This is a genomic window from Bradyrhizobium sp. USDA 10063 (assembly GCF_054063735.1).
The window spans coordinates 146,510-161,850 of record NZ_JBSSGP010000002.1; the positions used below are offsets into that span (position 1 = coordinate 146,510).

General features: G+C 64.2%; 17 protein-coding genes. 12 read left to right on the forward strand and 5 right to left on the reverse strand.

All coding sequences use genetic code 11. The features are described 5' to 3' along the window. Nucleotides 1–179 precede the first annotated feature (179 nt). On the forward strand, nt 180–599 hold the full coding sequence (locus tag ACVJGD_RS02665) for a CBS domain-containing protein (RefSeq protein WP_456632902.1): 420 nt from the start codon (nt 180–182) through the stop codon (nt 597–599). A gap of 76 nt (nt 600–675) precedes the next feature. On the opposite strand, the gene ACVJGD_RS02670 is transcribed toward ACVJGD_RS02665, so the two are convergent. Continuing rightward, nucleotides 676–1,401 (reverse strand): CBS domain-containing protein, encoded by a 726-nt coding sequence (locus ACVJGD_RS02670; RefSeq protein WP_456632903.1) that lies wholly within the window; start codon nt 1,399–1,401, stop codon nt 676–678. Nucleotides 1,402–1,639: 238 nt separating this feature from the next. Between ACVJGD_RS02670 and ACVJGD_RS02675 the strand changes: the two genes are divergently transcribed. Next, nucleotides 1,640–4,348 (forward strand): bifunctional acetate--CoA ligase family protein/GNAT family N-acetyltransferase, encoded by a 2,709-nt coding sequence (locus tag ACVJGD_RS02675; protein WP_456632904.1) that lies wholly within the window; start codon nt 1,640–1,642, stop codon nt 4,346–4,348. A 153-nt stretch (nt 4,349–4,501) separates the two neighbouring features. Here the strand turns inward: ACVJGD_RS02675 and ACVJGD_RS02680 are convergent, their stop codons facing one another. From ACVJGD_RS02680 to ACVJGD_RS02695, 4 genes are all read right to left on the reverse strand, one after another. After that, nucleotides 4,502–4,912: a hypothetical protein gene (locus tag ACVJGD_RS02680; RefSeq protein ID WP_456632905.1), complete on the reverse strand. Its 411-nt coding sequence runs from the start codon at nt 4,910–4,912 to the stop codon at nt 4,502–4,504. A 35-nt stretch (nt 4,913–4,947) separates the two neighbouring features. Next, on the reverse strand, nt 4,948–5,424 hold the full coding sequence (locus ACVJGD_RS02685) for a phage holin family protein (protein ID WP_456632906.1): 477 nt from the start codon (nt 5,422–5,424) through the stop codon (nt 4,948–4,950). Between the two features lie 4 nt (nt 5,425–5,428). Further along, a complete protein-coding gene (locus ACVJGD_RS02690; RefSeq protein ID WP_456632907.1) occupies nt 5,429–5,701 on the reverse strand; it encodes a hypothetical protein in 273 nt (90 codons plus the stop codon). Between the two features lie 95 nt (nt 5,702–5,796). After that, nucleotides 5,797–6,114, reverse strand: a complete 318-nt coding sequence (locus ACVJGD_RS02695; protein WP_456632908.1) for a c-type cytochrome — start codon at nt 6,112–6,114, stop codon at nt 5,797–5,799. Nucleotides 6,115–6,288: 174 nt separating this feature from the next. On the opposite strand from ACVJGD_RS02695, the gene ACVJGD_RS02700 reads away from it, so the two are divergent. From ACVJGD_RS02700 to ccoS, 10 genes are all read left to right on the forward strand, one after another. Beyond that, complete coding sequence (locus ACVJGD_RS02700; protein WP_456632909.1) at nt 6,289–6,999, forward strand: helix-turn-helix domain-containing protein; 711 nt, start codon at nt 6,289–6,291, stop codon at nt 6,997–6,999. Between the two features lie 108 nt (nt 7,000–7,107). Then, on the forward strand, nt 7,108–7,248 hold the full coding sequence (locus ACVJGD_RS02705; RefSeq protein WP_456632910.1) for a hypothetical protein: 141 nt from the start codon (nt 7,108–7,110) through the stop codon (nt 7,246–7,248). 170 nt (nt 7,249–7,418) lie between these two features. Further along, the gene (ccoN, locus tag ACVJGD_RS02710; protein WP_456640144.1) at nt 7,419–9,041 is read left to right on the forward strand and encodes a cytochrome-c oxidase, cbb3-type subunit I; all 1,623 of its coding nucleotides are present in this window, start codon (nt 7,419–7,421) and stop codon (nt 9,039–9,041) included. Nucleotides 9,042–9,052: 11 nt separating this feature from the next. Beyond that, nucleotides 9,053–9,787 (forward strand): cytochrome-c oxidase, cbb3-type subunit II, encoded by a 735-nt coding sequence (gene ccoO, locus ACVJGD_RS02715; protein ID WP_456632911.1) that lies wholly within the window; start codon nt 9,053–9,055, stop codon nt 9,785–9,787. An 11-nt stretch (nt 9,788–9,798) separates the two neighbouring features. Further along, on the forward strand, nt 9,799–9,963 hold the full coding sequence (locus tag ACVJGD_RS02720) for a cbb3-type cytochrome oxidase subunit 3 (protein WP_225117714.1): 165 nt from the start codon (nt 9,799–9,801) through the stop codon (nt 9,961–9,963). A 6-nt stretch (nt 9,964–9,969) separates the two neighbouring features. After that, the gene (ccoP, locus tag ACVJGD_RS02725) at nt 9,970–10,839 is read left to right on the forward strand and encodes a cytochrome-c oxidase, cbb3-type subunit III (protein WP_456632912.1); all 870 of its coding nucleotides are present in this window, start codon (nt 9,970–9,972) and stop codon (nt 10,837–10,839) included. 93 nt (nt 10,840–10,932) lie between these two features. After that, a complete protein-coding gene (ccoG, locus tag ACVJGD_RS02730; protein WP_456632913.1) occupies nt 10,933–12,396 on the forward strand; it encodes a cytochrome c oxidase accessory protein CcoG in 1,464 nt (487 codons plus the stop codon). A 17-nt stretch (nt 12,397–12,413) separates the two neighbouring features. After that, the gene (locus tag ACVJGD_RS02735; RefSeq protein ID WP_456632914.1) at nt 12,414–12,914 is read left to right on the forward strand and encodes a FixH family protein; all 501 of its coding nucleotides are present in this window, start codon (nt 12,414–12,416) and stop codon (nt 12,912–12,914) included. Between the two features lie 9 nt (nt 12,915–12,923). After that, nucleotides 12,924–15,116, forward strand: coding sequence for a heavy metal translocating P-type ATPase (locus tag ACVJGD_RS02740; protein ID WP_456632915.1), 2,193 nt, complete (start codon nt 12,924–12,926; stop codon nt 15,114–15,116). After that, nucleotides 15,116–15,301, forward strand: a complete 186-nt coding sequence (gene ccoS, locus ACVJGD_RS02745) for a cbb3-type cytochrome oxidase assembly protein CcoS (RefSeq protein WP_208820454.1) — start codon at nt 15,116–15,118, stop codon at nt 15,299–15,301. Before ACVJGD_RS02740 ends, ccoS begins: the two co-directional genes overlap by 1 nt. Nucleotides 15,302–15,341 lie beyond the last annotated feature (40 nt).

Here is a 15,341-nt window from a genome sequence, read left to right on the forward strand (position 1 = left end):
TCGGGGCGGATTCGGACAGTGGTCTGGCAGATTATGGTCCGATTGGCCAGTCCTGCTCAAGGGGAGGCGCGGACTTCATCCCGCATTCGCCATGGCGGCAACGGGCCCCGGTGATTGACTTCGGTCAATATGTCAGCCGGGCGACAGGCTTAAATGAAGAAGCTGACAGAGGATTCGCCTTGTACAAATTTCTCGAGCAGACCGCTGCCGATTACATGACGCACGAGCCGAAGACGGTCTCGCGCGACATGACGATGGCAAAACTGTGTGAACGGTTCGAGAAGGAGGACTTCAACACCTATCCCGTCGTCGACGGGACGGAGGTGGTCGGGATGGTCTCCAAATTCGATTTGCTGTCCTGCTTCGTGTTCACGCCGGCGCGCATCCTTCCGCGCTATGAGGATCTGATGCAGAAGACGACCGCCGATGTGATGACGTCGGACTTCATCTATGTCGTGCCGGAGACGCGGTTGACGCGCGTGCTCGAACTGATGGTCAATCACCGGCTGCGGAGCATTCCGGTGCTTCAGGGCGAACGGCTCGCCGGCATCATTTCCCGCGAAGACGTGATGCGCGCGCTGCGCGACTGCGCTGGCTGATTCTGAATCTCCGTCTTGATAAGAGAAATGCAGCGTGACGACCGTTAGTCATCACGCTGCAACGGGGCGGTGGGCCTTAGCCCGTCTTCGCCCACTCCCTGTCGTCGGGCGAAGCCAGATAGAAGCCGGACATCGGCTCGACCCAGCAGAGATGGTCGTGAACCTTCTTCACGCCGGCGACGTTCTCGGTGGCGACGACGGCGGCCTGGCGGCTGCGCTCGTCGGTGATGACGCCGCTCAAGTGCACGATGCCGTCGCGGACGACGACACTGAGACCAAACGGGCACCAGTCCGCTTTCTCCAGCACATTGATGACGCGGTCACGGATGTGGTCGTCGTCGGCAGTCGGATCGGGGACATCACGGGCAAGGCTTGCCACCGCCTGCAGCAGGTTGGACCGCGACACGATGCCGACGAGCTCTTCACCGCGAACGACCGGCAGGCGCTTGATGTGATGCTTCTCCATCAGCGCGACGATGTTCTCGAGCGTCGTTTCCTCGGTGACCGTGATCGGGTTCGAGGTCATGATCTCCGCGACCTTGCGGCCCTGCTCGCGAACGAACTCGGTCGCAGCCGGGCCGGGGCCGAGCAGGAATTTCAGGAACCGGCCGTATTTGCGCTGGGTTCCGATTTCGCCGCGGCGCAGGAAGTCGCCTTCGGAGATGACGCCGACCAGCTTGCCGGCGGCGACGACGGGCAATCCGCTGATGTGCCGCTGCAGCATCAGGTTGGCTGCATCGACGATGGTTGTTTCCGGCGTGACTGAGATGACCGGGCGGGTCATGATCTGATGGGCGCGCATGGGTTTGTTCCAGTTTGATGCGATTGATGGTCGCAGCCTAGTTGCACCGCAGGTGCGGTGTTTGAGCTAGGTCAATGGGTTCGACGCCGGTCGAATTGAGCAAGCGCAAGGCCGGCTCCGGAAGGGGAACTATTCGTCATGGGCCGGCCACCATGGCCGGTTACGGTGTCGCATCTGAGCGCCATCGCGTCGTAATCTTGATACGGCCAGTGCCAGCCGTCAGTGCGGAAGCAAAGCAATGTCCACTTACAGGTTGAATCACCTGCTGTCGCCGCGCTCGGTGGCGCTCGTCGGAGGTAGTCCGCGCGAGGGCTCGGTCGGCCGCGCCATCGTCCGCAACATTTCCGGCGGCAAATTCAAGGGCCAGTTCGGTGTGGTCAATCCGCGCCATCGCGAGATTGCGGGCGTCGCCACGGTCCGCAGCATCGGCGAATTGCCGTTCGTGCCGGAGCTCGTCGTGATCACGGCGCCGGCTGCAGCCGTGCCCGGGATCGTTGACGATGCCGGGAAGCGCGGCGCGATCGGCGCCATCATCATCACCGCTGGATTAGGCCACGGCCTCGGCTCGCTGGCGGAGGCGACAGAACAGGCGGCGCGAAAACATCGGATGCGGCTGATCGGGCCCAATTGCATCGGCATCATGGCGCCTAGCGTCGGCCTCAATGCCAGCTTCTCGACGCATCTGCCCGCGGCGGGCAACCTCGCGCTGATCTCGCAATCGGGCGCGATCGCGGCCGGCATGGTGGACTGGGCCGCGCAGCGCGTGGTCGGATTTTCCGGCATCGTCTCGATCGGCGACCAGCTCGACGTCGACATCGCCGATCTTCTGGACTATTTCGCACTCGACGGTGCAACGCACGCCATCCTGCTCTATGTCGAGTCGATCAAGGACGCGCGCAAGTTCATGTCCGCAGCGCGCGCCGCGGCGAGGATCAAGCCGGTCGTCGTGGTCAAGTCCGGCCGCATGGCGCAAGGCGCGAAAGCCGCGGCGACGCATACCGGCGCGCTCGCCGGCTCGGATGCGGTCTATGATGCTGCCTTTCGCCGCGCCGGCATGCTCCGCGTCTCCGACCTGCGCGAATTGTTCGATTGCGCCGAGACGCTGGCGCGCGTGGCTTCGCCGCCCGGCAAGCGGCTCGCGCTATTGACCAATGGCGGCGGCCTTGGTGTGCTCGCGATCGACCGCCTGGTCGAGCTCGGCGGAATTCCGGCGACGATCACGCCAAACATTCACGCGCAGCTCGATGCGGCCTTGCCGCCGACCTGGTCCGGCACGAACCCTGTCGACATCGTCGGCGATGCCGGGGCGTCGCGTTACGCCGTTGCGCTCGAAGCGCTGCTCGCCGATCCCGGCAACGACGCGGTCCTGGTCATGAATGTGCAGACGGCGATCGCCGCACCGGACGAGATCGCGGCGACCGTCACCAAGGTCGTCACGGATCACCGCAAGAAGCGGGGCAGGGTGGCCAAGCCGGTGCTTGCGGTGTGGGTCGGCGCCAGCGCCGCGATCAGCGACCTCTTCAGCAGCAACAGGATTCCGAACTACATCACCGAGGACGACGCGGTGCGCGGCTTCATGCATCTGGTCCGGCATCGCGAGGTCGTGGAGGAACTGACGCAGGTGCCGCCGGCGATGCCGGAGAGTTTTACGCCGGATACCGCGGCGGCGCGGAAAATCGTCACCGCCGCGATCTCCGACCAACGTCACTGGCTCAACCCGATCGAGATCAAGGCGCTGTTCGAGGCCTACGAGATCCCGATGGTCGAGACCTATCTCGCCGCCGATGCGGAAGAGGCGGTCAAGTATGCCAACACCCTGTTCGCCCAGGGCATGACGGTCGCGCTGAAGATCATGTCGCGCGACATCGTGCACAAGTCCGACATCGGGGGCGTCATCCTCAATTTGACCACGCCAGATGCCGTGCGCGCGGCGACCGCCGAGATCCTGGGCCGCGCCAAGACGCTGCGGCCGGACGCGCGGATTTCCGGCGTCATCGTGCAGGCGATGATCGTGCGGCCGAAGGTGCGCGAGCTCATTCTCGGCCTCGCCGACGATCCGACCTTCGGCACCGTGGTCGTGTTCGGCCGCGGCGGCGTCGCGGTCGAGATCATCAACGACAAGGCCTTAGCGCTGCCGCCGCTCGATATGCGGCTGGCGCGCGAATTGATCGAGCGCACGCGGGTGTCGCGGCTGCTGCGCGCCTATCGCGACGTACCGGCTGTCAAGCCCGACGCGGTGGCGACCGTGCTGGTCAAGCTCGCGCAGATGGCGGCGGATCTGCCGGAGATCAGGGAGCTCGACATCAATCCGCTCCTCGCGGACGAGGCCGGTGTGCTCGTGGTCGACGCGCGCGTCGCGGTTGGCATCGTGCCGCGCAAGTTCGCAGGGCCCGGGCTCAGCAATTTCGCGGTCAGGCCCTATCCGTCACAATGGCAGCGGCTGCTTGCGGACCGGGACGGACAGCCGATCGACGGGCGACGCATCTTCGCGCGGCCGATCCGCCCCGAGGACGAGCCGCGGATCCACGAATTGCTGCGGCATGTCACGGCCGAGGATCTGCGGCTGCGGTTCTTCGCGCCGATCAAGGAATTCTCCCACGAGTTCATCGCCCGGCTGACCCAGCTCGACTATGCACGCGCGATGGCCTTCGTGGCAGTCGACGAAGGCACCCAGGAGATCATCGGCGTGGTGCGGATTCATTCCGACTCGATCTACGAGAGCGGCGAATATGCGATCCTGCTGCGCACCGATCTGAAGGGCAAGGGCCTCGGCTGGGCGCTGATGCAGCTCCTGATCGAATATGCGAGATCGGAAGGGTTGAAGGCGATTTCGGGCCAGGTGCTGACCGAGAACATCGTGATGCTGGATATGTGCCGGAAGCTCGGCTTCGAAGTGAAGGCCGATCCCGTCGAACACGGTCTCTGCGACGTCAAGCTGACGTTGTGAGAAAGAGGCACCGTGAGACTCCCTCTCCCGCTTGCGGGAGAGGGCCGGGGTGAGGGTATCTCCGCATTGGGACTCCCCGAGTGGAAAGAGCCCTCACCCGGCGCTACGCGCCGACCTCTCCCGCAAGCGGGAGAGGTGAAGAAGGGCGCGCAGCTAAAGCCGTGACACCATCGTGACGCGGTAGGTGTGCATCTTGTCGCCTTCGCCGATCGAGACGTATTCGCCGGGGACGAAGTGTTCGTCCTTGAAGTGGAAGCCGATCTCGTCAGGCGTGCCGGGCGTGCCGTCATAGTGCAAGACCCAGCCGCCGCCCTGGTGATGGACGAGATGGCCGAGGATATATTCCTCGTCGGGCCGGAGCCGCACCACCCGGCACGCCTCGCGGTTGGCCCGCCACAGTTTCTGGTCGATCCTGTAGTCCTCGTCGAGCGGCGCGACCATCACATAGCCGGCGCCGGCGTCACCTTCGGGGTGATCAGGCTCGCGCGCGAGCTCGAGGCGGATCTTGCGGAACTGCGGCGGCAGGGACGTGTTGAGGATCGGCTTCTTGGGTGTGGTTGTCATCGCTCTACTCGGTTCGATCGGCGCGGCATGCCGCGTCAGGCGTGGTCCTTTGCGGCATGCTCCGCCGCGGGCTTCTTCAGGCTGTTGATGATGATGCCGATCAGCGGCACCAGCATGGGCAGGATTCCATTCAGGGGATTGTGCACCAGTCCGGAGACCTGCGATTGCAGCGCGCGTGCCTCGACCTGCAGCGCCTCGACGGAAGCGCCATGGATCTCGGTGGCGAGATCGAGCTCGCGGCCTGACGGCTGCCGGAGCGCGAGGGCAAACAGGATCGCCGCGATGGCGAAGTTGGCTGCGCCGAGGATCGCCGCGGCCGTGACCGCGCTCCAGACCTGGACCAGCGCGAAATAGGCCGACAGTTCGAACATCAGAAGTCCGAACGCCGCGATGAGCCCTGCGAAGGCTCGCAGGCCGAGGCCGATCAGGAGGTGGCGCAGGCGGATATCGGCGATGATCCTGTCGGTGCGCCAGAGCACGCGCAACTGCCTGACGATGTTTTCGGTGTTCACTTTGCTACCTCCGCATGACGAAGCCGACGACCACGCCCAGCGCAAAGGCGGAGGCGAGCGAGGTAATCGGCCGTTCCGAAATCAACTGACGGACCTGAGTTTCTTCGCCGCTCAGGACCTCGCTCAATTCCTCCAGCGCTTCCTTGATGCGTGTGGCGAAGGCGTCGGCGCTTGCACTTGCTGTGTCGCGTATGCCCTCGCCGGTCGTATTGAGAAGGCGCGACACATCGATCTTCAGGGCCTGCAGCTCGTCGTTCAGATGGGTCGTGTTGAACATCGCGTTCACCCCTGTTGCATGATGAAGAACTGTTACCGGCGCTGGCCATGCCGTGGTTGATTTGCGTCAAGCTCGCGGGGCGAGGCGCCATCGCGCTATTCCAGCGTCTTGAGGTACGACAGCAGGTCGTGGATCTGGTCCGGGTCGAGCCGAAACTCCGGCATCGTGGGATGTCCGGTCTGGATGCCTTCCGCGAACGACTCCGCGAGCGTCTCGACAGGATAGCGCTTGTGCAGGGTGCGGAAGGGCGGCGCGATCTTGAGCGGGCTCTTGGTGACCTTGTCGACGGAGTGGCAGCGGGCACAATTGTTGAGCGCGAAGGTCCGGCCGCGCTGCTCGGACGGCGAGGCGGCGAGCGCTGACGTCGTCAGCATCAGCGCGATGAGAACCTGGCGTGCGGTGGATTGCAGCATTGCAGACCCATCTATCAAAAAGCTCCGCGATGGGCGGAGCGTCGGTTTCAAAATAGCTTCGCAGGGGTGGTGGCGATTGATCTGCATCAACACCCCGGCGGTGTGGACGCTAGACTGCGCTAAATCCGCGCGGCGCGCTGAAGGATGCCCGCCGGTGGTCATTCGGAGCGGCGTGTGAAGGTTTCTCTCCTGGAAGGTTCTCATCGGCAAACCTGTACCGATTGCGCGGTACGCGGCTTTGCGATCTGCGCCGCGCTCGACAAGACCGAGCTATGGGAGCTGGCGAACCTGTCGCGCCATATTCAATGCGAAGGCGGCACGACGGTGTTTGCGCAGGCGACCATGGCGACGTCGTTCTTCAGCGTGCTTGAAGGCGTCCTGCGTCTCTATAAGCTGTTGCCGGATGGCCGCCGGCAGATCGTCGGTTTTGCCTTGCCCGGCGATTTCCTCGGACTTGCCGGCTCGCCGCAGTATGAATTCTCGGCCGATGCGATCGGCGCGGTGTTGCTTTGCCAATTCTCCAGGGTCAGCTTCGCGCGATTTTCTGAAAACCGGCCGCGCTTCCTGCGCCGTATCAACGAACTCGCAGGACGCGAATTGAGCCGGGCGCAGGAACATATGGTTCTGCTCGGACGCCGTTCCGCCGAGGAGAAGGTTGCGAGCTTCCTGCTCGGCTGGCGCGATCGGCTCACCGGAATCGGGCGCGCCGGCGAAGTGCTGCCGCTGCCGATGGGGCGGCTCGATATCGCGGACTATCTGGGACTCACCATCGAAACGGTGAGCCGCACCTTCACCAAGCTCGAACGCGACGGCATCATCCGCATTCTTACGGGCGGCATCAGCCTGCTCGATGCGGCACGCGCCGAGGCGCTCTCTGCAGCCTGAACCCTGCTGCGTCATGGCCGGGGCTTCTCTGCTCTCTCGTTTTTGATCGAAGTCAAAGACGACTCTCCAAGAGCGACGATATTCGGGCGAGCTTCAATGGAGGTCGCTATGCCCGTCGACTCGATCTTGGTTTCCGCAGCCGTCGTTTCAGTTTTCGTGGTTTTCGCCGGGGTGCTCGCCTGGGCGAGCATCCACGCGCCGGGGGCGCGGCGGCCGGTGCCGGAAGTGCGCAAGCGTCGTCCTTTCTGATCGGTTGACCGTCGCTGAAAAGGCTCAAGGCTGGTGCGAGCGCGCATCATTCAAGGGGCATCTGATCGCGGTTGATCTCGATCAAGGACGCGGCGGCCAAAGCTGGGCTGATGGGGCAGGCGCCCCTGCAAAGAGAATCAAACATGCAGCAAGTTCAATCCACGAAATGGATGACCCACGGCGAAGCGGGGTTGACGCTATTCTTCACGGTGGCGGCCTTCGTGTGCGCGTTCGCCGCGGCCAAGGCGCTGGATGCGCCGTTTGCCTTCCACGCCTCGCTCGCCGCAGTGGCCAGCGCCGCCGCAGCCTTCGCCATCGTCAACCGCTATTTCGATCGCCCGGCGGCGCTGCCGCCGCAGCAGATCAACGGCAAGCCGAACTACAATCTCGGCCCGATCAAGTTCGCCTCGTTCATGGCGATGTTCTGGGGCATTGCCGGATTTACGGTCGGACTCCTGATCGCCTGCCAGCTTGCCTGGCCCTGGCTCAATTTCGATCTGCCCTGGACCAGCTTTGGCCGGCTTCGCCCGCTGCACACCTCGGCGGTGATCTTCGCCTTCGGCGGCAATGTGCTGGTCGCGACTTCCTTCTATGTGGTGCAGCGGACCTGCCGGGCGCGGCTGGCCGGCGATCTCGCTCCATGGTTCGTCGTGCTCGGCTACAATTTCTTCATCCTGGTCGCCGGCACCGGCTATCTCCTGGGCGTGACGCAGTCCAAGGAATACGCCGAGCCGGAATGGTACTCCGATCTCTGGCTGACGATCGTCTGGGTGGTCTATCTGCTGGTGTTCCTGGCGACGATACTCAAGCGCAAGGAACCGCACATCTTCGTCGCCAACTGGTTCTATCTCGCCTTCATCGTCACCATCGCCGTCCTTCACCTCGGCAACAACCCGGCACTTCCGGTGTCGGTGTTCGGCTCGAAGTCCTACATCGCCTGGGGCGGCGTGCAGGATGCGATGTTCCAGTGGTGGTACGGCCATAATGCGGTCGGCTTCTTCCTGACCGCCGGCTTCCTCGCCATCATGTATTACTTCATCCCGAAGCGGGCGGAGCGGCCGATTTATTCCTACCGTCTCTCGATCATCCACTTCTGGGCGCTGATTTTCCTCTACATCTGGGCCGGCCCGCACCATCTGCACTATACGGCGCTGCCGGACTGGGCGCAGACGCTCGGCATGACCTTCTCGATCATGCTCTGGATGCCGTCCTGGGGCGGCATGATCAACGGCCTGATGACGCTGTCGGGCGCGTGGGACAAGCTGCGCACCGATCCGGTGCTGCGCATGCTGGTGGTCTCGGTTGCGTTCTACGGCATGTCGACCTTCGAAGGTCCGATGATGTCGATCAAGGTGGTGAACTCGCTGAGCCACTACACCGACTGGACCATCGGCCACGTTCATTCCGGTGCGCTGGGTTGGGTCGGCTTCGTGTCCTTCGGCGCGCTGTACTGCCTGGTGCCGTGGCTGTGGGGCCGCAAGCAGCTGTACAGCCTGAAGCTCGTGAACTGGCACTTCTGGATCTCGACCATCGGCATCGTGCTCTACATCTCCGCGATGTGGGTCTCGGGAATCCTGCAGGGCCTGATGTGGCGCGCCTACACCTCGCTCGGCTTCCTCGAATATTCCTTCATCGAGACCGTGGAAGCGATGCATCCCTTCTACATCATCCGCGCCGCTGGTGGCGCGCTGTTCCTGATCGGCTCGCTGATCATGGCCTATAACCTCTGGATGACGGTGCGTGTGGGCGAGGTGGAGGTCACCACGCCGCTCGCGCTGCAGCCGGCGGAATAAGGAGCGTCAAGATGTCCTTTTGGACCCGCCACCAAATCTTCGAAAAGAACTCGATCATCCTGATCGCGGGCATCCTGGTCGTGATCGCGATCGGCGGCCTGGTCGAGATCACGCCGCTGTTCTACCTCAAGAGCACGATCGAGGTGGTCGACGGCGTCAGGCCGTACACGCCGCTCGAGCTCGCGGGCCGCAACATCTATGTGCGCGAAGGCTGCTATCTCTGCCATTCGCAGATGGTGCGCCCGCTGCGCGACGAGGTCGAGCGCTACGGCCACTTCTCGCTGGCGGCCGAGAGCATGTACGACCATCCGTTCCAGTGGGGCTCGAAGCGGACCGGGCCTGACCTGGCCCGGGTCGGCGCCAAATATTCGGATGAGTGGCATGTCACCCACCTGATCAATCCGCGCGCGATCGTGCCGCAGTCGGTGATGCCGGGCTATCCCTTCCTCGCGAAGACCGAGATCGATCCCGATGCAATCGCCGATCACCTCAAGACCAATCGCACGGTCGGCGTGCCCTATACCGACGAGCAGATCGCCAACGCCGTCGCCGACCTCAAGGCGCAGGCCGACCCTGACAATGCCGGTACCGACGCGTTTGCAAAACGCTATCCGAAGGCCGTGATCCGCAATTTCGACGGCAAAGGCGGGGCGCCGACCGAGATGGATGCGCTGGTCGCCTACCTGCAGATGCTCGGCACGCTGGTCGACTTCAAGCTCTACAACGAAAAAGCCAATCTTCGCTGAGAGACGGGACGATGAAAGCAATTCTGACGGTTCACAATCTGGCGTCGAACCTCGTGACGAGCGTGTGGACGCCGATCTTCGTCGGCCTGTTCGTCGCGATCGTGATCTATGCGCTCTGGCCCCGCAACCAGGCCGCCTTCGATGAGGCAGCGCGGATTCCGCTGCGGGAGGAGTGAGAGACCATGGCTGACACCGAACTCGATCAAGTCTCCGGTAAGACCACGACCGGTCACCAGTGGGACGGCATCAAGGAACTCAACACGCCGCTGCCGCGCTGGTGGGTGTACACGTTCTACGCCACCATCATCTGGGCGATCGGCTACTGGGTGGTGTATCCGGCGTGGCCGCTGTTGTGGAGCAACACCACCGGGCTGTTCAACTATTCGTCGCGTGCCGATGTCGGCGTCGAACTGGCCAACCTCGAGAAGATCCGCGGCGACAAGATGGTCGCGCTCGGCGCGGCCTCGCTCGTGGACATCGAGAAGGATCCGGCGCTGCTGGCGCTCGCGCGTGCGCGCGGCAAGGCGGCGTTCGGCGACAATTGCGCGCCCTGCCACGGCTCGGGCGGCGCCGGCGCCAAAGGCTTTCCGAACCTGAACGACGACGACTGGCTGTGGGGCGGCTCGCTCGAGCAGATCCTTGGGACCATCCAGTTTGGCGCGCGCTCCGGCAACGCCAAGGCGCATGAGGGCGCGATGCTCGCCTTCGGCAAGGATGGCATCCTGAAGAAGGATGAGATCGTGACGGTCGCCAATTACGTCCGCTCGCTCTCGGGCCTGTCGACGAGCCAGGGCTACAATGCCGCCGCCGGCGCCAAGCTGTTTGCCGACAATTGTTCGAGCTGCCACGGCGAGAACGGCAAGGGCAACCAGGAGTTCGGAGCGCCCGATCTCACCGACAAGATCTGGCTCTACGGCTCGGACGAGGCGACCGTGATCGAGACCATCACCAACGGTCGCGCGGGCGTGATGCCGGCCTGGGTCGGCCGGCTCGATCCGTCCACCATCAAGGCGCTTGCGGTCTACGTGCACACGCTAGGTGGCGGCAAATAAGCAGCGAATAGTCCGCCTGTTTGCGCTGGATCAACCAGGTATCGGGGGGAGGGGGTAGCCTCTCCTCCTACGATGCCAGAAGAATCCCGGCCCATGAACAAGATCGTTCAGATAGACCCCGACCAAGTCGAAGATGTCGGGCCGCTTTATGCGGCCCGCAAGAAGGTCTACCCGCAGAAGGTCTCCGGGACCTTCCGCCGGATCAAATGGGGCCTGATGGCGTTCTGCCTCGGCGTCTATTATTTCCTGCCTTTCGTACGCTGGAATCGCGGCCTCGGCGCACCCGACCAGGCCGTGCTGATCGATCTGCCGAACAGCCGCTTCTATTTCTTCTTCATCGAGCTGTGGCCGCAGGAAGTCTATTACTTCACCGGGCTTTTGATCCTCGCCGCGATCACGCTGTTCCTGATGAATTCGGTCGGCGGCCGTATCTGGTGCGGCTATCTCTGCCCGCAGACGGTCTGGACCGACCTGTTCTACGCGGTCGAGCGCCTGGTCGAGGGCGACCGGCGCGAGCGGATGAAGAAGGATGCCTCCGCCCATCGCTGGACGCTGGAGCGCATCTCCGAGCTTGTGCTCAAGCATTCGATCTGGCTGATGATCGCCTGGTGGACCGGCGGCGCCTGGGTGCTCTATTTCACCGACGCACCGACGCTCGTCAAAGAGCTCGTCACCTTCCAGGCGCCGGCGATCGCCTATATCTGGATCGCGATCCTGACTACGACGACCTATCTGCTCGCCGGCTTCATGCGCGAGCAGGTCTGCGTCTATATGTGCCCGTGGCCGCGTATCCAGGCGGCGCTGACGGATGAATGGGCGCTCAACGTCACCTATCGCTACGACCGCGGCGAAAAGCGCATGTCGGTGAAGAAGGCGAACGAGCTGCGTGCGCTGGGTCAACACGCCGGCGACTGCGTCGATTGCTATCAATGCGTCGCGGTCTGCCCGACCGGCATCGACATCCGCAACGGACCGCAGCTCGACTGCATCCAGTGCGGCCTGTGCATCGACGCCTGCGACAACGTGATGAAGAAGATCGGCCGGCCGACGCGGCTGATCAGCTACGACAACGACATCAATATCCAGCGCCGCATGGAAGGAAAGCCGCCGATCTATCGCATCGTGCGGCCGCGCACCATCATCTATACCGCCCTGATCGCGCTTGTCGGCGGCATCATGCTCTATGCGCTCGCGACGCGCTCGCTGCTGGACATCAACGTGCTGCACGACCGCAACCCGGTTGCGGTGAAGCTCAGCGACGGCTCGATCCGCAACGCCTATACGATCCGATTCCTCAACAAGCGCGGTTTCGACCGCGTGGTAGCGATCGACATCGACGGCCCGCAGGATGCCAAGCTCCATGTCGTCGGCGGCGACTCGATCACGCCCGACCGGCCGATGATCGTGCTCGGGCGTGACGGCACCACCGAGCTGCGCGTGCTGGTCACCGCGCCCTCCGACAGGAATCCCGAGAAGTCGATCCCGGTGAAATTCCGCGTCACCGACATCGGCCTCGGCGAAGTCGCCTCCGCCACCGACAATTTCGTCGCGCCGTAACAGGAAGCAGGACGGTCATGAGCAGGGAATACGGATCGGAGAAACCGCTGACCGGCCGCAAGGTGCTCGTGATGCTGGTCGCGTTCTTCGGCGTGGTGATCGGCGTCAATGTCACGATGATCAAGCTTGCAACCGTGACGCTGCCAGGCACCGACGTCGACAGCGCCTACGCGGCGAGCCTCGCCTATGAGAAGGAGATCGTCGCCGCGCGCGAGCAGGACGCCCGCAACTGGAAGGTCGATGCGCATCTGGCGCGCGATGCCAATGGCGGTGCCGCGCTCGAAATCGAGGCGCGCGACGGCAAGGGCAGGCCGCTGACCGGATTGCAATTCACCTCCCGCCTTGAGCGACCGACCGACCGGCGCGCCGACCAGGCGATCGAGCTGTCGGAGGCCGGCGGCGGCCGCTATCGCGGCAAGGGCAGCGCGATCGGCCCCGGTCAATGGGAGCTGGTGCTGGAAAGCGAGGCTCAGGGAAAGCGCGTGTTCCTGTCCAGGAACCGCGTGGTGCTGAATTAAGAGGGCGTGATGCAGGCGACACGGGACTTTTCGCACTACGTCAAGCATCTCGGCTCGGGATTGGCGCATATCGATCTTGCGGTCGAGGGCGTGAGCTGTGCCGGCTGCATGTCGAAGATCGAGCGCGGGCTTTCGGCGCTTCCCGATGTGACCTTGGCGCGCGTCAACCTCACCGACCGCCGTGTGGCGCTGGAATGGAAGGAGGGCGTGCTTGACCCGGCGCGCTTCATCGATCGCCTGGCCGAGCTCGGCTACAAGGCCTATCCGTTCGAGACGGTCAGCGCGGAAGCCGCCGAGGTCGAGAACTCGCGCTTCCTGCTGCGCTGCCTCGGCGTTGCGGCGTTCGCGACCATGAACGTGATGATGCTGTCGATTCCGGTATGGTCGGGCAATGTCAGCGACATGCTGCCGGAGCAGCGCGATTTCTTCCACTGGATGTCGGCGCTGATCGCGCTGCCGGCAGCCGCCTATGCCGGCCGGCCGTTCTTCCGCTCGGCATTCAACGCGCTGCGCACCGGCAACGTCAACATGGACGTGCCGATCAGCATCGGCGTGATCCTGGCGCTTGGCATGTCCATCGTCGAGACTATCGGACATGCCGAGCACGCCTATTTCGATGCGGCGATCATGCTGCTCACCTTCCTCCTGGTCGGGCGCTATCTCGACCAGAGCATGCGGCGGCGGACCCGCGCGGTCGCCGGCAATCTTGCCGCGCTCAAGGCCGAGACCGCGACGAAATTCGTCGGACCCGACGAGATTTCGGTGGTGCCGGCGGCAGCGATCCGGGCCGGCGACATCGTGCTGCTACGGCCCGGCGAGCGTTCCGCAGTCGACGGCACGGTCATCGACGGAAGGTCGGAGATCGACCAGAGCCTGATCACGGGCGAGACGCGGCACGCGGCCGCCGAGGCCGGCAGCGCGGTCTATGCCGGTTCGCTCAATATCTCCGGCGCCCTCCGCATCCGTGTCTCGGCGGCTGCCGAAGGCACGCTGCTGGCGGAGATCCAGCGATTGCTCGATCACGCCGTGCAGGCGCGCTCGCGCTATGTGCAGCTCGCGGACCGCGCCTCGCGGCTCTATGCGCCCGTGGTGCATGCAACCGCGTTCTTGACCATGATCGGCTGGCTGGTCGCCGGCGCAAGCTTGCACGATTCCGTCATCACTGCGATCGCGGTGCTCATCATCACCTGTCCCTGTGCGCTGGGGCTTGCGATCCCGACGGTGCAGACAATTGCCGCAGGCGCGATGTTCCGTGCCGGCGTGCTGATCAATTCGGGCGATGCCATCGAGCGCGTTGCCGAGGTCGACCACGTCATCTTCGACAAGACGGGAACGCTGACCTTGCCCGAACTTGATGTGGTGAATTCAGCTTCCGTGCCGGCCGATGTGTTTGAACTGGCAGGCCGCCTCGCGCTGGCAAGCCACCATCCGGTCGCCGCGGCGCTGGCGCGCGCGGCCGGTGCGAAATCGCCGCTGCCCGGCGTCACGGAAGAGCCGGGGCAGGGGGTGCGCGGCAGCTTTGGCGGCGAAGAGGTGAGGCTCGGGCGTCCGTCATTCTGCAAGGCGGAGGACCTCGCATTCGACATCCTGAGCCGCGATCCCGAGGCGTCAGTGGTGGCGTTTGCTCGCGGCGAGAAGCGCTACGTTTTCGCGGTTCGCCAGGGCTTGCGGCCGGATGCGCGCCAGACCGTCGCGGCGCTGAAGCGGCGTGGCATCGCGGTCGAGATCCTGTCGGGAGATCGCGCGCCGGCGGTGCGGGCCGCGGCCGAGACGCTTGGCATTGCCGAATGGCGCGCCGGCGTGACGCCATCGGACAAGATCGCGCGCATCGAGGAACTGAAGCGGCAGGGCGTCAAGGTGATGATGGTCGGCGACGGCTTGAACGATGCGCCCTCGCTGGCGGCCGCGCATGTCTCGATGTCGCCGATCTCGGCCGCGCATCTGAGCCAGGCAACGGCGGACCTTGTTTTCCTCGGCAAGCCGCTCGCGCCGGTTATCGCCGCCATCGACTATTCGCGGAAGGCGCTGCGGCTGATGCGGCAGAACCTCTATCTCGCCGTCGGCTACAATTTCTTAGCGGTGCCGATCGCTATTCTTGGCTTCGTGACGCCGCTGATCGCGGCCGCGGCGATGTCGGGCTCCTCGATCCTGGTGATGCTGAACGCGCTGCGCGGACGCCGGGTGCGGCAGGAGGCGGTGTGATGGAAGTGATCGCGTTCCTGGTGCCCTTGGCGCTGCTGCTCGGCCTGTTCGGGCTGCTTGGATTCCTCTGGTCGTTGAAGAACGGCCAGTATGACGATCTCGAAGGCGCCGCCTGGCGGGCGATCTCCGACGATGACGAAACGCCGACGACCCCGGGACCGTCGGCCGCGCACCGGGGCGTTTGATCTGGCGCAATGACGGCGGCTTTGTGCAGGCCGATAGTCA

Excerpts from the sequence above, each read along its gene's own strand:
- ACVJGD_RS02670 (WP_456632903.1), bottom strand. The coding sequence starts at position 1,401 with ATGCGCGCCCATCAGATCATGACCCGCCCGGTCATCTCAGTCACGCCG.
- ACVJGD_RS02675 (WP_456632904.1), top strand. The coding sequence starts at position 1,640 with ATGTCCACTTACAGGTTGAATCACCTGCTGTCGCCGCGCTCGGTGGCG.
- ACVJGD_RS02680 (WP_456632905.1), bottom strand. The coding sequence starts at position 4,912 with ATGACAACCACACCCAAGAAGCCGATCCTCAACACGTCCCTGCCGCCG.
- ACVJGD_RS02690 (WP_456632907.1), bottom strand. The coding sequence starts at position 5,701 with ATGTTCAACACGACCCATCTGAACGACGAGCTGCAGGCCCTGAAGATC.
- ACVJGD_RS02695 (WP_456632908.1), bottom strand. The coding sequence starts at position 6,114 with ATGCTGCAATCCACCGCACGCCAGGTTCTCATCGCGCTGATGCTGACG.
- ACVJGD_RS02705 (WP_456632910.1), top strand. The coding sequence starts at position 7,108 with ATGCCCGTCGACTCGATCTTGGTTTCCGCAGCCGTCGTTTCAGTTTTC.
- ccoN (WP_456640144.1), top strand. The coding sequence starts at position 7,419 with ATGACCCACGGCGAAGCGGGGTTGACGCTATTCTTCACGGTGGCGGCC.
- ccoO (WP_456632911.1), top strand. The coding sequence starts at position 9,053 with ATGTCCTTTTGGACCCGCCACCAAATCTTCGAAAAGAACTCGATCATC.
- ACVJGD_RS02720 (WP_225117714.1), top strand. The coding sequence starts at position 9,799 with ATGAAAGCAATTCTGACGGTTCACAATCTGGCGTCGAACCTCGTGACG.
- ccoP (WP_456632912.1), top strand. The coding sequence starts at position 9,970 with ATGGCTGACACCGAACTCGATCAAGTCTCCGGTAAGACCACGACCGGT.
- ccoG (WP_456632913.1), top strand. The coding sequence starts at position 10,933 with ATGAACAAGATCGTTCAGATAGACCCCGACCAAGTCGAAGATGTCGGG.
- ACVJGD_RS02735 (WP_456632914.1), top strand. The coding sequence starts at position 12,414 with ATGAGCAGGGAATACGGATCGGAGAAACCGCTGACCGGCCGCAAGGTG.
- ACVJGD_RS02740 (WP_456632915.1), top strand. The coding sequence starts at position 12,924 with ATGCAGGCGACACGGGACTTTTCGCACTACGTCAAGCATCTCGGCTCG.
- ccoS (WP_208820454.1), top strand. The coding sequence starts at position 15,116 with ATGGAAGTGATCGCGTTCCTGGTGCCCTTGGCGCTGCTGCTCGGCCTG.